Here is a 14,241-nt window from a genome sequence, read left to right as displayed (position 1 = left end):
CGTAGGTCGGCTGTCGGCGCCCGGCGTGAAACAGCGCGATGGGCGGCTTCTATAGTGACGGAATCGGGGGGCCAATAATTCCAGGGGCCCGGTCTCCGGGTCCCTTCCAGGACATTGGTCCCGGCCTGCCGAGAGGACGATCATGAGTACGGCGAGCACGCAGCTGCCCGAGGGCCGGTACGGCCGCTCCGCGGACGAGCGCGCCGACCGCAAACTCAAGGTCATCGGAGCCGCACTGGGCGTCGCCCTGCTCGCCGTGGTCGGCTGGTTCGGCTTCCACTATGTCGTCGGCAACAAGATCAGCGCCGAGGTGATCACCTTCAAGGCGGTCTCGGACAGCGCCGTCGAGGTGCACCTGGAGGTGCGCAAGGACGCGGACGCCCACGGCTACTGCACCCTGCGCTCGCAGGACGCCGACGGCACCGAGGTGGGGCGCGCGGACTTCCGTTTCGACCAGGACTCCTCACGCACCGACAAGGTGGTTACCCTGCGTACGACGGCTCGTGGTTCCACGGCGGAGCTGCTCGGCTGTCACGCGGACTGAGCGGACCGGTATGGGCACGGGCACAGGCGCTGACACAGGCACCGACACAGGTCGGGGTCACTCTCACCTCCTACCCGCTGACCTGCATTGACGTAATTCTGATGCCTTATGTCCTCCCCCTTGAGCCGTTGAATTGTTAGGCTCGTGGTTTCGCCCACCCGTGAAGGAACATTCTTCTGGGTAGGGCGATGCTTTGTATTCCCAGTACCTACGAGGAGCACCTGTGACCCAGACCAGCGAGAACGTCACCTGGCTGACCCAGGAGGCGTACAACCAGCTGAAGGCCGAGCTGGAGCACCTGTCTGGTCCTGCGCGCACGGAGATCGCCGCCAAGATCGCGGCCGCGCGCGAGGAGGGCGACCTGCGCGAGAACGGCGGGTACCACGCGGCCAAGGAGGAGCAGGGCAAGCAGGAGCTCCGTGTGCGCCAGCTGACCCAGCTCCTGGAGAACGCCAAGGTCGGCGAGGCTCCCGCGGCGGACGGCGTGGTCGCGCCGGGCATGGTCGTCACCATCGCCTTCGACGGCGACGAGGACGACACCCTGGACTTCCTGCTGGCCTCGCGCGAGTACGCCAGCTCCGACATCGAGACGTACTCGCCGCAGTCCCCGCTGGGCTCCGGTGTGAACGGCAAGAAGGTCGGCGAGGACGCCCAGTACGAACTGCCGAACGGCAAGTTCGCCTCGGTGAAGATCCTCAAGGCCGAGCCGTACCAGGGCTGAGCCCAGGACCAGCGACTACGGCGATGCCCCCGGCCGCGCGGCCGGGGGCATCGTCATGTCCGGGTCACGCCGTGGCGGATCGGTACTTGCGCACCGCCAGCGTCCTGAATATCAGGATGATCAGGACCGAATAGATCACCGAGGCCCAGACCGAGTGCTGCATGGGCCAGGCGGCCGATGTCGACTGGCCGGGGTTGGCGAACAGCACACGGCAGGCCTGCACCGTGGCGCTGAACGGGTTCCAGTCCGCGATGTGCCGCAGCCAGGGCGTCATGTGGCTGGTGTCCACGAATGCGTTCGAGATGAAGGTGACCGGGAAGAGCCAGATCAGCCCGCCGGACGTGGCCGCCTCGGGCGTACGGACGGAGAGGCCGATCAGGGCCCCGATCCAGGTGAACGCGTACCCCAGCAGGAGCAGCAGCCCGAAGGCGCCGAGGACCTTGCCGACATTGGTGTCGCCGTTGGAGCCCACACGCCAGCCGACCAGCAGGGCGACGATCGCGAGGACCAGCAGGGTCAGCGCGGTCTGCACGAGGTCGGCGAGCGTACGGCCGGTGAGCACCGCGCCGCGCGCCATGGGCAGCGAGCGGAAGCGGTCGATCAGGCCCTTGTGCATGTCGTCGGCAATGCCCGCGCCGGCGCCCGCGGTGGCAAAGGTGACGGTCTGCGCGAAGATGCCGGCCATCAGGAAGTTGCGGTAGTCGGTGGCGCTGGTGCTGCCGCCGATCTGCATGGAGCCGCCGAAGACATAGCTGAACAACACCACGAACATGATCGGCTGGATCAGCCCGAAGATCACCATCTCCGGGATCCGGGACATCCTGATCAGGTTGCGCTTGGCGACGACCAGCGAGTCGCGGATGGACTGGCCGAACGGGTTCGAGGGTGCCGCGACCTGCACGGCGTCGGTGACGGCACTCACTTGCCGGCCTCCTTCTTGCGCTTGGGACCCTTGACGTCGTCCACCGCTCCGTTGACCTCGCCCCGCTCCTCGGCCATATGGCCGGTGAGTGAGAGGAAGACGTCGTCCAGGGTGGGGCGGCGCAGGCCGATGTCGTCGATCTCGATGCCGCGGGTGTCCAGCTCGCGGATGACCTCAGCGAGGAGCTTCGCGCCTCCGGTGACGGGCACGGTGAGCTTGCGGGTGTGCTCCTCGACAGTGGTCGCGCCCTTGCCGAAGCTGCGGAGCACCTCCGAGGCGGTCTCCATGTGCTCGCGCTCGTGCACGACGACCTCGACGCGCTCGCCGCCGGTCTGTGCCTTGAGCTGGTCGGCGGTGCCGCGGGCGATGACACGGCCGTGGTCGACCACGCAGATGTCGTGCGCGAGGTGGTCGGCCTCTTCCAGGTACTGGGTGGTAAGCAGCAGTGTCGTGCCACCGGAGACCAGGCCCTTGATGACGTCCCACAGCTGCTGGCGGTTGCGCGGGTCCAGGCCGGTGGTCGGCTCGTCCATGAACATCACCGGAGGTGACACGACCAGCGCGGCCGCCAGGTCGAGGCGACGGCGCATACCGCCCGAGTACGTCTTCGCGGTGCGGTCGGCGGCGTCCGCGAGGTTGAACTGCTCGAGCAGTTCGTCCGCCCGTATCTTCGCGGCCTTGGCCTTCATCTGGTAGAGCTGGCCGACCATCTGCAGATTCTCGCGGCCGGTCAGGTACTCGTCGACCGCGGCGAACTGTCCGGAGAGGCCGACCCTGCGTCGTACCGCGTCGGGGTGTTTGAGTACGTCGACGCCCGCGACGACGGCCTTGCCGCTGTCAGGACGGAGCAGGGTCGTCAGGCAGCGGACCGCGGTCGTCTTCCCCGCGCCGTTCGGCCCGAGCAGGCCCAGCACGGTGCCCTCCGGGACATCGAGATCGACGCCGTCCAGAGCCCTTACGTCACCGAAGGTCTTGACCAGGCCTTCGGCATAGATGGCGCCTGGCATGTGAGTTCTCCACGTAGTTGGGGATTTTCACGAAAAGTATGACTTTTACTGATTCGTGCCACCGGTGGGCGAACGCTTCGTCCGCCCGGCAGTTCTACGGCGGGGGACACACCGTAACGCGATGTATCGCGTTGCTCAACGGATCTTTCCAAGGGAGACGACGGTGCTCATGATCTCAATCGATGACCGTGTAACCAGCCTCACGCAGCGCCCGGTTCACCTCGGCGCAGTGCTCGTGACCCTTCGTCTCCAGGTGCAGCTCGACCTCCACCTCCGTGAGCCCGAGCCGTGGATCGGTGCGTACGTGACTCACATCGAGCACGTTAGCGTCCGCCACTGACAACACCCCGAGAAGTGTGGCCAGGGCCCCGGGACGATCGGTCAACCGCAGCGTGACCGCCAGGTAACGGCCACCCGCCGCCATGCCGTGGCGCAGGATGCGTTGCATCAGCAGCGGGTCCACGTTTCCGCCGGACAGCAGGGCCACGACCGGGCCCTCGAAGGCTCCGGGCTCGCGCAGCAGCGCCGCGACGGGGCTCGCGCCGGCCGGCTCGACGACCAGCTTGGCCCGCTCCAGGCAGAGCAGCAGAGCGCTGGAGAGATTGTTCTCCGAGACCGTGCGGACCTCGTCGACCAGTTCCTCGACCAGGCGGAACGGTACGTCGCCCGGCCGTCCGACCTTGATGCCGTCGGCCATCGTCGCCGGGTTCTCGATCGACACCGGGCGCCCGGCCGCCAGCGAGGGCGGGTACGCCGCGGCGCCCTCCGCCTGCACACCGACGACCCGTACGTCCGGACGGATGGACTTCACCGCGAGCGCGACACCCGCGGCCAGCCCGCCACCGCCGATCCCGACGACGATCGTGCGCACCTCGGGGCACTGCTCCAGGATCTCCAGGCCGACCGTGCCCTGCCCCGCGATGATGTCGGGGTGATCGAAGGGGTGGATGAACACGGCGCCCGTCTCGGCCGCGTACTCCTGCGCGGCCGCCAGCGTCTCGTCCACCACCTGTCCGTGCAGCCTCACCTCGGCGCCGTAGTCGCGCGTGGCCGCGACCTTCGGGAGCGGGGCGCCGGTCGGCATGAAGACCGTGGAACGCACGCCGAGCAGCGTGGAGGCCAGCGCGACGCCCTGGGCGTGGTTGCCCGCGCTGGCGGCGACGACACCCGCCGCACGCTCCTCGGGAAGCAGCCCCGCGATCCGCACATACGCGCCGCGCAGCTTGAACGACCCCGTGCGCTGGAGGTTCTCGCACTTGAAGTGGACCGGTGCGCCCACCAGCTGGGACAGGTACCTGCTGCCCTCCATCGCGGTCACCCGCGCCACTCCCGTGAGCATCTTCTGCGCACCACGTACGTCGTCGAGAGTCACACTGGGCAAGGAGTCAGCCGTGCTGTAGCTCATGACCACCAGTCTCGCAGTTCACGCGGGCGCACTCCCGCCGTGACCACGCTCCGAGACTGGTTTGCGCAGCGCCGGTACGGCCCGCGTCCCGGCCGCGTACCCTGTCCCCCAACCCAGCTCCCCACGCATGAATTGAGCCCCCGGCCATGCCCACAACACCTGAAATGTCGATGGACATGACGACCGTCGGTGACACCGGTCTTCTCGACACGCTGCAGCACGAGGTCGCGGTCTTCGCGCGCCGTGCCGAACAGACCCGGCTCGGCGGGGTGGGGCAGGTGCGCAACTCGATGGACCGCGCCGCGTACCTGCTGCTCAACCGCCTCGACAAGGAGGGCCCCATGGGCGTCAAGGCGCTCGCCGCGAGCATGGGCATCGACTCCTCGACGGTCACCCGGCAGGTGGCGCCGCTGGTCGACACCGGGCTCGTCAAGCGCACCTCGCACCCCGAGGACGGGCGTGCGGTGGTGCTCCAGCTGTCGCCGCGCGGGCAGTCCCGCCTCGACGAAGTGCGCTCCTCCAGGCGTCAGTTGATGGCCGAGCTGACACACGACTGGGCGCCGGACGAGCGCGAGGCGTTCTGCACGCTCCTCACGCGCTTCAACAGCGCGCTCTCCGCCCGCCAGGCGGCACAGGGCCTGCCCGGCGCGGAGTCGCAGCCGACCTCCTGACCGCCCCGGGCGCTTCACCGCGTCCCCGGTCGACGCCCGCGCGTAGGCCGTTCTCGGCTCTCCCCGCTCTCCACGCGCGCGTGCATGTGCGTCGGACTCTTGACCGGAAGGCGGCGCCTGGCCTCATATGAGACCGGGTCCTTGTCGTACGCGGTGCGGCCTGTCGTACGCGGCCGGGGCCCCGTTTCCCTCAGGGTTGCCCTCAGGCGGAGGCGTGGTGCGACAACGGCATGCGTCCCAAGGCGCCCGCCGGGCCCGGGAGTTCGAGGCGTTCGTCGCGGGCGCGGCAGGGCGGCTGCTGCATGCCGCCACGCTGCTGACGGCGGAGCCCCGGGATGCCAACCCGCGCGCCCGGCGCCTGCTGACGCTGGCACTCGCCCACACGTACGCCTCCTGGGACCGGCTGCGCGGCGAGGACCCGTACGACCGTGCGCGCCAGCAGCTGGCCGTGCGCTTCGCGCGCTCGGCCTGGCACCAGTACGGGAGCTTCGGACGGCCGCGCCCGTCCGCCGACAACGTGCTGGCCCGGCTCACGCCCCAGCAGCGGCTGATTCTGGTCCTCAGGCTGTACGAGGGGGTCGCCGAGGAACAGACGGCGGCCCTGCTCGGGCTCCCCACGGAACGCGTGCACACGATCTGCGCCCGCGCGATGGCGACGCTGCTGCACCCGCCGCGAGGCCCGGCACCGACCAGGGTGAAGGTGGCGCCGTCATGAACCTGCCCGAGCGCGAGGCGGCCGTACGGCGGATGCTGGAGCAGGCGCCGCCCCCGGTGCCGCCCGACCTGTACGCGGACGCCGTACGCCGTGGCGGGCGCATGCTGCGCCGCTGGACGGCGGCCCGGCGCCTGATGTGGCTGGTGCTGTTCGCCGCGGCCGTCGCCTTCATCGTCTGGGCGAGCATGGCCCGCCCGTGGGTGGAGCCGCCGTCGGAGACGACTCCACCGCTGACGGGCTGGTGACTGCCGGCCTAGCCGAGGGCCTGCTGGAGGTCCTGGAGCAGGTCGTCGACGTTCTCGATGCCCACGGAGAGGCGTACGAGATCGGCGGGAACCTCGAGCGCCGAACCGGCCGCCGAGGCGTGCGTCATGCGTCCCGGGTGCTCGATCAGGGACTCGACGCCGCCCAGGGACTCGCCGAGCGTGAACACCTTGGCGCGGTTGCAGACCTCGACGGCCGCCTCCTCGCCGCCCTCGACCTGGAAGGAGACCATGCCGCCGAACGCCCTCATCTGCTTGGCGGCGATCTCGTGACCGGGGTGCTCCGGAAGGCCCGGGTACAGCACACGCGTCACGCGCGCGTGCCGGGTGAGCATCTCGGCGACCTTGCCGGCGTTCTCGCTGTGCCGGTCCATGCGCACCGAGAGCGTCTTGGTGCCGCGCAGCACCAGCCAGGAGTCGAAGGGCCCGGCGACCGCGCCCATCGCGTTCTGGTGGTATGCCAGCTCCTCTCCGAGCGCCTGGTCGCTGACGATCAGGGCGCCGCCCACGACGTCCGAGTGGCCGCCCATGTACTTGGTCAGGGAGTGCACGACGACGTCCGCGCCGAGCGCGAGCGGCTGCTGGAGGTAAGGGGTCGCGAAGGTGTTGTCGACGACGAGCTTGGCGCCCGCCTCGCGCGCGATCTGCGCGACCGCGGCGATGTCGGTGATGCCGAGGAGGGGGTTGGAGGGCGTCTCGACCCAGACCGCCTTGGTCTTCGGGGTGAGGGCGGCTCGTACGGAGTCGGGGTCGCTGGTGTCGGCCACGGACCACTCCACACCCCACCGGGAGACGACCTTCGCGAAGAGGCGGAACGTACCGCCGTACGCGTCGTTGGGGATGACCACGTGGTCGCCGGGGCTGAGCAGCGTACGCAACAGGCAGTCCTCGGCCGCCAGTCCGGACGCGAACGCGAGGCCGCGGCGACCGCCTTCGAGGGCGGCGAGGTTCTCTTCCAGGGCGGTCCTGGTGGGGTTGGCGCTGCGGCTGTACTCGTAACCGCCGCGCAGCCCGCCGACGCCGTCCTGCTTGTAGGTCGAGACCTGGTAGATCGGCGGGACGACCGCGCCGGTGAGGGGATCGGCGGTGTTGCCCGCGTGGATCGCGAGGGTCTCGAAGTGCTGGCTGATGTGCCTGTCGCTCATGGGTCCCGAGCGTAGTGCGCCCGCGGGACCGATGACGGCCTACGCCCCCCGAAGCGCAGCCGGAACGACTGCGTCGGTGCCGCCGCGAAGGGTCTGTCCCGACCGGATCGGGGCCGCCGCGCGGGATCCTGACCGGCCGGGTCAGGGTCGCCGCGCGGGATCCTGACCGGCCGGATCGGAGCTTCCCCGGGATCCTGACCCACCAGATCGGAGCCGCCGCGAAGAAGCCGACCCGACCAGGTTGGCCAATTGTCGGACCCGTCTGGTTCGCTTGAGGCATGGAGATTCTCTGGGTGCTGATGGCGCTGGCCATGTTCAGCCTGGTCCTGCTGCCGGTATTCAGGCGCAGGCGCGCCGGTATTCAGCTGGTGTCGCCCGGCGACCCCGACGCGGCGGACCCGGCGAACTACGGGTTCCTGCGCCAGGAGGAGCTGGACATCCGCATGCCCGGCCCGGACCAGGACCTGCTGGACGTGCTGGACCTGGTACAGCGCACGCAGGACCACCGCTCCGCCTCGCAGCTGCTCGCGGGCACCGAGGTGGACGGCGAGCGGCGCTGGCAGCGGGTGCAGGCCTTCGCGGGTGCCGCGTCGCTGGAGCTGCAGCAGCGCCCCGGCGGAGTCAGCGAGACGCCCGGCGGACAGTGGCTGCGGGTGTGGCGGGCCGAGCAGCCCAAGGACGCGGGCGGCGCGGCGGTGCACGCGGAGTTCCTGGTGCAGCAGGCGTGGCGTACGTCGACGCCGGGGACGGACGAGTTCCGGATCATCATGGAGGAGGCGAAGGCGGCCTGCGGCGAGGCGGCTCTCCTCTCACCCGGTGACCCGGTCCCGTACATCATCGAGCTGTCGGTGGCCCGCGGACTCGGATACCCCCAGCCGGAGTTCGAGAAGCTCTGGCTGAAGATCCTGGACCGCGCGCCGTCCCACATGGGAGCGCACCTGGCGGCCCTGCACTACTGGTGCGAGAAGTGGCACGGCTCGCGCGAGGTGGCGTACTCGTTCGCGGAGGCCGCGGCCGCGCGTGCCCCGCAGGGGTCGCTGCTCGCCGCCATGCCGCTCTTCGCGGTCTTCGAGCACCTCCCCGAGGTGAATCTGGTCCGCAGCTTCTATCAGAGCGAGGTCGTGACCAAGGCGGTCCACGGCGCGCTCTTCGCGGTGCACGCGGCCCGCTCGGACGACCCGATGCTGGCCCACGTACGCCACCTGCTGGTGCTCTTCCTGGTCCGCAGCGAGCGCTGGTCCGAGGCCATGGACCAGCTGGTGCACGTGGACGGCCACGTCGGCGCGCTCCCCTGGACGCTGACCTCCGACCCGGCGGCGGACTACGCGATATACCGGGCGCTGGCGGTGGCGGGGTACGAGGCGAACGGCGGGAGCCCGGCCACACTGCCGCACTGAGGCCCCGGACGGCTGCCGCCCTGAGACTCCGGACGGCTGCCGCCCCGTGGCGCCCGAGGGCTGCCACACCGAGGCGTCGGAATGCCGGAGGCGGTTCACGCGTTGAGCAACACGTCCCCTCGGAACCCGTAACACCGTGGAGAGCGCATGTTCCTGCACAGCCGTACACCGCAGCTCCCGACCCCTGAGCAGGCCCTGCGCGGCCGCCCGGAGCCGATCTTCACGGTCCCCGAGCGCCACACGGTCCTCGGCACCCCGCTCCTTGGCCCCTACCCCGAGGGCCTGGAGATCGCCGACTTCGGCCTGGGCTGCTTCTGGGGCGCCGAGCGCAAGTTCTGGGAGCTCCCGGAGGGCGTGTACACGACCCTGGTCGGCTACCAGGGCGGCTCCACCGAACACCCCACGTACGAAGAGGTCTGCTCGGGGCTGACCGGCCACACGGAGGCCGTCCGCGTGGTCTACGACCCCACGAAGATCACGTACGAGCGTCTGCTCCAGGTCTTCTGGGAGTCCCACAACCCGACCCAGGGCTTCCGCCAGGGCAACGACGTGGGCACCCAGTACCGCTCCGCCGTCTACACCCACACCCCGGCCCAGGCCGCCACCGCGACCGCCTCCCGCGAGGCTTACCAGAAGGTCCTCACGGGCTCGGGCTACGGCACGATCACCACGGAGCTGCTCCCCGCGGAGGGGCGCACCTTCTACCCGGCCGAGGCCTATCACCAGCAGTACCTGGACAAGAATCCGGCGGGGTACTGCGGAATCGGGGGCACGGGCGTGAGCTGCCCCATCGGCGTAGCCAAGGCCGACGGCTGAGCCTTCGGGCATTGCTCCACCCCATCGAGCCTTCGGGCCCTGCTTCAGTCTTCGACGGGCAGTCAGCTCTGCTCGACGGGGAGATGGATGGGACCTCGCAGGACGGGGCTGGGCCGGTACGGCGGCGGGTCGGCGACCAACTGGGGCCGGTCCAGGCGACGTACCAGCTCGTTCAACGCGATCTGAGTCTCCAGCCGGGCCATCGGTCCACCGAAGCACAGGTGGATGCCGCTGCCGAACCCGAGATGCTGGTTGTCCTGCCGGTCGGGGTCGAAGCGGTCCGGATCGTCGAAGCGGTCCGGATCCCGGCTGCCCGAGGCGAGCATGAGCATGATCTGCGAGCCCTTGGGGATGACGGTGTCGGCGACAGTGATGTCGCTGTACGCCGCCCGCCACGGAATGATGTGCACAGGGGGCTCGTAGCGCAGTAGTTCCTCGACCAGCGGCACGACCAGCTCCGGATCGTCGCGCAGCCGCTGCAGCACCTGTGGGTGGCGCAGCAGCGTCAGCATGCCGTTGGCGATGAGGTTGACGGTGGTCTCGTGGCCGGCGATGAGCAGCAGGTTGGCGGTGCTGACGATTTCCTCGTCGGTCATCCGCCCGTCGGGCCCGTCATCGTTGGCCAGCCGTGTCAGCAGGTCGTCGCCCGGCCGGCCTTGGCGTTGCTCCAGCAGCCCGCCGAGGTACTGGTGCAGGTCTTTGGTGGCCTGCACGCCGTTGTCCAGTTTTTCCTTCGGGTCGGTCTTGGGGTTGTAGTCGATCGAGTCGATGATGGCGTTCACCCACAGGTGGAACCGCGGTTCGTCCTCGCGTGGCACGCCGAGCAGATGGCAGATCACAGTGACGGGGAACGGGTAGGCGAAGTCGTCGACGATGTCGATCTGCTGCTTGTCCGCGATGCCGTCGATCAGGCCTCTGACGATGGCGGTCAGGTCGGGTTCCATGCCGGTCACCAGCCCCGGAGTGTGCGGGGGGCCGAAGTGGCGCATCGCCAGACGCCGCAGGCGGTCGTGCTCGGGCGGGTCGACGTTGATGAACGACGGCGTGGTCCGTCCCTCGAGTGCGGCCATCGGCCGCGACAGGTTGCGGACGTCGGAGCTCAGGTGCGGGTCGTGCAGGATGCCCGTGAGCTCGCGGTAGGTGCTGATGACATAGCTGCCGTCCTCCTGCAGGGCCACCGGCGTCTTGCGCAGCTCGGCGTAGAGCGGGTACGGGTCGGCCCGGGAGGAGTGGTCGAGGATCCGGTGCAGTGTGTCGGGCGTCTCGGTCGTGGTCATCTCGCTTTCCCTCCTACCGGTGCTGCTGCACGGAGGTGACGCGCCGCTCACCCGGGTCATGGCCGGTGACGACAACAGTGGCGCCCTGGGCGAGCAGGGTGGGGCCGGGGAAGTCGACGGGCACCGGTTTCGCGTCGGCGGGCTCGTCGGGCGTGGGGTAGGGGGGCGGGAAGGGCGCGGCCGTCTCGATCAGCCGCCGGTAGTGGTCCAGCCACTTCGCGTTGTTGAAGCTGACAGCCGCGGTGACGCGGCCCTGGTAGCCGTATGCGGCGACGAAGCGGTGGTCGGCTACGGATCCCTGGGTGACGACGACCTCGTCGGCGTAGGTCGGTACACCGACGGACTTGATGTTGACTCCGAACTGGATCGACCAGAACGTCGGGATGGACAGGTGCGGCCAGCGGTCCGCCTGGGCGCTGACCATGTTGTGCGCCACGATCTCGGCCTGCTCCACGGCGTTGGCCCAGTGCTCCAGCGAGATGAACCGGTATTCGTAGATCGGGTTCGGGCAGCGTGCCACGTCTCCGGCGACGAAGATGTCGTCGGTGACCAGGCCGTTGAGGTCGAAGGCGCGGCAGCCCGCGTCGCAGGCGACTCCCCATACGCCCACCGCCAGTCCGGAGTCGCGCAGCCACTCGGTGTTGCGGATGCCCCCGAGCGCCACCACCGCCACGTCGGCGTCGACCGTGCTGCCGTCGGAGAAGTGGGCGCGGCGCAACCGCCCCTGCGCGTCGCCCTCCAGCTGAGTGACTTTGACACCGCAGCGCAGGTCGACGCCGTGGGCGCGCTGCATGTCCGCCGCAACCTCGCCGATCATGGCGCCGAGTCCCCCGACCAGCGGGGCCGGCGCGAGCTCGGCGACGGTCACCGGGATGTCCCGCTCGCGGCAGATGGAGGCGATCTCGGAGCCGGTGAAGCCCGCGCCGATGATCAGTACGCGGGAGGGCCCGGCGGCCATCGCCCGCTGCAGTCCGTCGGCGTCCTCGCGGGTGCGTACGACGAACACTCCGTCCAGGGCCGCCTCGGCCTCGATGGGCCAGGGCCGGGCCCGTACCCCGGTGGAGATCAGCATGCGGTCGAAGGGAACCCGGCGGCCGTCGGCGAGTTGCACGTGGTTGGCCGCCAGGTCCAGCCCGTCGGCAGGGACGCCCAGAAGCCACTCCGCATCGACGTCACGACGTCGCGGCAGCGTGGTGCCGTGGGCCGGCACCCATCCGGTCAGCACCTGCTTGGACAGCGGAGGGCGGTCATAGGGCTCGCCCAGTTCGTCGCCGATCATGGTCAATGTGCCGGTGAAACCCTCGTCGCGCAGAGCCTCCGCGGTGCGCAGTCCCGCAAGTGAGGCACCGACGATGACGATGCGGCCGTCGCGCTTGAATCCCTGCAGGGTGTCGGCGCTGCTCATGACTGCGACGCCCCCAGTGGCGCGTCCCGCTCGTCCAACTGGTCGACCAGAATGGCCTGGAGCGGGCAGGCTGCCGCGGCGCGCAGCACCTGCTCGCGCTGCGCGTCGTCGGGCTTCGGGTTGTACATCAGCGCTTCCTCGCCGTGCATCCGGAAAGCGTCCGGAGCCAGGAACGCGCACTGCGCATACCCCTGACACCGGGAAAGATCAACGACAACTTTCATCCCGAGCTCCATTTCAGGAACGCAAGGCTGCGGGCCCTGAGACAGCACCACTACGGCGCCCAAAGCGGGAGGCACGCCTTCGAAGAGGGGAATCGGGCTGTTGCTCACCCCTGCAGAATGCGAAAGGGCTGCACCACGCACGTCAAAGGTCTCCGCAGGAAGAATTGATCCTCGCGAATGCGGCCCGGGCGGGCGTCTGCAAAACCGCCCGGAGAACCTGACCTTGCCGTCAAAAGCCTATCCCGCGCCTACGTCGCCCGCACGCCGGGAAAGGGGCATGCGGACGTCGGGCAGCCCGGCAAGAGGCGAGGTTGTTGAGGTTGTTGTGGTCGCTGTCAGGGTGTGAGGATGCCGATGCCATCACCGATCAGTTTCAAGCCCAGGACGAAGAACAGGACTGCCATCACGGCGACGTTGTGCTGCGCGGCCCAGTCTTTCCAGTTGCCGAGCGTGGTCTTTGCTCGATCGCCCCCCATCAGGAAGACTCCCAGCGGGGCCAGCAGTCCGAGCGAGCCGATCAGCACGAAGATCGCCAGCGACGCGATCTGCTGCCCGACCGGAAGCCCGGCCGAAGCGATCGAGGCGCCTGCGGCGATGGTCAGCGGGGCGTTCTTGGCATTGAGCGCAGCCAGTGCGACTGCAAGCGCGAAGACCTTCAGCGGTGTGAGTCGGTCGAGCGTGGCCATCCACTTCGGCAGCTGTGCCTGCGAGGCATCCTTCGGGCGCCGATGCCACTGCCGAAGGCCGAAGAGGGCGAGCAGCACTCCCAGGGCAAGCTTGAGGCCGCCCACCCAACTGGCCGGCTGACTGTTGGCGGAGGTGCCGCCCGGCCCGACGATCGCCAGCACCACCCCGCCCAGCGCCGAGAGCCCGAGAACCCAGCCGGCGGCGAACAGTAACCCGTTGAGCCGTCCCCGGGGTGTGGCGAGTACGAGAATCATCGCGATGATCGGGAGCGGGCTGACGGCGACGGCGGCCGCAAAACCCAGGACATCACCGAGAACTTGACCCATGGCGGCCTCCAGCAGGGGATCAGAGCGATCGGACTGGACAGGGCTTGGCAGGAGTCGACCCGGCAGCCCGTACGGAGAGCCGCCTGACTGCCCTGGCCAGAGCACTGGGGCACAGAACCTTCAGACATCTCCACAGACATCGTCGACCGAATATCGCCCAGCCGCGCGATGCGGGCGCCCAAGGGGTGAGCCGCGCCGGACCACCGCGCGGCGGTCGGCCCCGCCCGCGGCGCTGCCGCCGGATTCACCACCCTGCGGGGGCAGCGCGGCGGTCGGCCCCGCCCGTGGCGCTGCCGCCCGCGGCGCTGCCGCCGGATTCACCGCCCTGCGGGGGCCTCGATGGTGAGGACACGATCGCGCAGGACGGGGAGGACGGAGCGGATCCGGGCAACTTGGACCACGACCCGGACGTGCTGACGCTGCCGGCCCTGGACTGCCATACGGGAGATGTTCCCGCCCTCAACTCCGAGGTCCCGGTGGACCACTGGGTGCTGCTCGGCACGGACGAGGCGCCGGAGGAGTGGGGCTTTCCCGTCGACTATGGCGAGGACATGCGCCACGACCTGCGGCAGTTCCTTCCCGGCACGGTGGTCGGGCGGTACTTCGACGGCACTCTGCCCAACGGGGACTTCTGCGTCAGGCACGAGGACCTGCTCGCCGGCGATCCCGATGGCCTTCCCGACCTGGATCTCCTCACGAGGACCGCGCTCTGACCG

At 69.6% G+C, this 14,241-nt stretch carries 16 protein-coding genes; 8 read left to right on the top strand and 8 right to left on the bottom strand.

What is annotated here, in order from left to right:
• The first annotated feature begins 142 nt into the window (after window positions 1–142).
• Both OG390_RS32890 and greA read left to right on the top strand, forming a co-directional pair.
• A complete protein-coding gene (locus OG390_RS32890) occupies window positions 143–544 on the top strand; it encodes a DUF4307 domain-containing protein (protein WP_406172994.1) in 402 nt (133 codons plus the stop codon).
• A 223-nt stretch (window positions 545–767) separates the two neighbouring features.
• Window positions 768–1,265 (top strand): transcription elongation factor GreA, encoded by a 498-nt coding sequence (gene greA, locus OG390_RS32885; RefSeq protein WP_399089119.1) that lies wholly within the window; start codon window positions 768–770, stop codon window positions 1,263–1,265.
• Between the two features lie 64 nt (window positions 1,266–1,329).
• On the opposite strand, the gene OG390_RS32880 is transcribed toward greA, so the two are convergent.
• The 3 genes from OG390_RS32880 to ilvA all read right to left on the bottom strand — a co-directional run bounded on the left by OG390_RS32880 (window position 1,330) and on the right by ilvA (window position 4,599).
• Window positions 1,330–2,187 carry an ABC transporter permease gene (locus tag OG390_RS32880; protein ID WP_406172993.1) on the bottom strand — a complete coding sequence of 286 codons (858 nt, stop codon included), beginning with the start codon at window positions 2,185–2,187 and terminating at the stop codon, window positions 1,330–1,332.
• Window positions 2,184–3,194: an ATP-binding cassette domain-containing protein gene (locus tag OG390_RS32875; RefSeq protein WP_406172992.1), complete on the bottom strand. Its 1,011-nt coding sequence runs from the start codon at window positions 3,192–3,194 to the stop codon at window positions 2,184–2,186. Before OG390_RS32875 ends, OG390_RS32880 begins: the two co-directional genes overlap by 4 nt.
• 175 nt (window positions 3,195–3,369) lie before the next feature.
• On the bottom strand, window positions 3,370–4,599 hold the full coding sequence (gene ilvA, locus OG390_RS32870) for a threonine ammonia-lyase (RefSeq protein WP_399089128.1): 1,230 nt from the start codon (window positions 4,597–4,599) through the stop codon (window positions 3,370–3,372).
• Between the two features lie 164 nt (window positions 4,600–4,763).
• Between ilvA and OG390_RS32865 the strand changes: the two genes are divergently transcribed.
• The 3 genes from OG390_RS32865 to OG390_RS32855 all read left to right on the top strand — a co-directional run bounded on the left by OG390_RS32865 (window position 4,764) and on the right by OG390_RS32855 (window position 6,230).
• Window positions 4,764–5,270 carry a MarR family winged helix-turn-helix transcriptional regulator gene (locus tag OG390_RS32865; protein WP_406177990.1) on the top strand — a complete coding sequence of 169 codons (507 nt, stop codon included), beginning with the start codon at window positions 4,764–4,766 and terminating at the stop codon, window positions 5,268–5,270.
• Between the two features lie 217 nt (window positions 5,271–5,487).
• Complete coding sequence (locus OG390_RS32860; RefSeq protein ID WP_406172991.1) at window positions 5,488–5,985, top strand: sigma factor-like helix-turn-helix DNA-binding protein; 498 nt, start codon at window positions 5,488–5,490, stop codon at window positions 5,983–5,985.
• The gene (locus tag OG390_RS32855) at window positions 5,982–6,230 is read left to right on the top strand and encodes a hypothetical protein (RefSeq protein ID WP_399089134.1); all 249 of its coding nucleotides are present in this window, start codon (window positions 5,982–5,984) and stop codon (window positions 6,228–6,230) included. The genes OG390_RS32860 and OG390_RS32855 overlap by 4 nt, the downstream gene beginning before the upstream one ends.
• An 8-nt stretch (window positions 6,231–6,238) precedes the next feature.
• On the opposite strand, the gene OG390_RS32850 is transcribed toward OG390_RS32855, so the two are convergent.
• Window positions 6,239–7,393, bottom strand: a complete 1,155-nt coding sequence (locus OG390_RS32850; RefSeq protein ID WP_406172990.1) for a cystathionine gamma-synthase — start codon at window positions 7,391–7,393, stop codon at window positions 6,239–6,241.
• A gap of 278 nt (window positions 7,394–7,671) precedes the next feature.
• Between OG390_RS32850 and OG390_RS32845 the strand changes: the two genes are divergently transcribed.
• Together OG390_RS32845 and msrA are read left to right on the top strand one after the other, a co-directional pair.
• Window positions 7,672–8,790 carry a hypothetical protein gene (locus OG390_RS32845; RefSeq protein WP_406172989.1) on the top strand — a complete coding sequence of 373 codons (1,119 nt, stop codon included), beginning with the start codon at window positions 7,672–7,674 and terminating at the stop codon, window positions 8,788–8,790.
• A 147-nt stretch (window positions 8,791–8,937) separates the two neighbouring features.
• A complete protein-coding gene (gene msrA / locus OG390_RS32840; RefSeq protein ID WP_406172988.1) occupies window positions 8,938–9,606 on the top strand; it encodes a peptide-methionine (S)-S-oxide reductase MsrA in 669 nt (222 codons plus the stop codon).
• 62 nt (window positions 9,607–9,668) lie between these two features.
• Here the strand turns inward: msrA and OG390_RS32835 are convergent, their stop codons facing one another.
• The 4 genes from OG390_RS32835 to OG390_RS32820 all read right to left on the bottom strand — a co-directional run bounded on the left by OG390_RS32835 (window position 9,669) and on the right by OG390_RS32820 (window position 13,525).
• On the bottom strand, window positions 9,669–10,883 hold the full coding sequence (locus OG390_RS32835) for a cytochrome P450 (protein WP_406172987.1): 1,215 nt from the start codon (window positions 10,881–10,883) through the stop codon (window positions 9,669–9,671).
• 13 nt (window positions 10,884–10,896) lie between these two features.
• Window positions 10,897–12,288, bottom strand: coding sequence for an NAD(P)/FAD-dependent oxidoreductase (locus OG390_RS32830; RefSeq protein ID WP_406172986.1), 1,392 nt, complete (start codon window positions 12,286–12,288; stop codon window positions 10,897–10,899).
• Window positions 12,285–12,512: a ferredoxin gene (locus OG390_RS32825; RefSeq protein WP_399089167.1), complete on the bottom strand. Its 228-nt coding sequence runs from the start codon at window positions 12,510–12,512 to the stop codon at window positions 12,285–12,287. Before OG390_RS32825 ends, OG390_RS32830 begins: the two co-directional genes overlap by 4 nt.
• A gap of 335 nt (window positions 12,513–12,847) precedes the next feature.
• On the bottom strand, window positions 12,848–13,525 hold the full coding sequence (locus OG390_RS32820; RefSeq protein ID WP_406172985.1) for a GAP family protein: 678 nt from the start codon (window positions 13,523–13,525) through the stop codon (window positions 12,848–12,850).
• A 284-nt stretch (window positions 13,526–13,809) separates the two neighbouring features.
• Between OG390_RS32820 and OG390_RS32815 the strand changes: the two genes are divergently transcribed.
• Window positions 13,810–14,238: a hypothetical protein gene (locus tag OG390_RS32815; RefSeq protein WP_406172984.1), complete on the top strand. Its 429-nt coding sequence runs from the start codon at window positions 13,810–13,812 to the stop codon at window positions 14,236–14,238.
• Window positions 14,239–14,241: the final 3 nt, after the last annotated feature.

The organism is Streptomyces sp. NBC_00996, assembly GCF_045162675.1.
Lineage (GTDB): Bacteria > Actinomycetota > Actinomycetes > Streptomycetales > Streptomycetaceae > Streptomyces.
The sequence above is the reverse complement of the archived record's forward strand: the minus strand, read 5'-3'. Positions and strand labels throughout refer to the sequence as shown.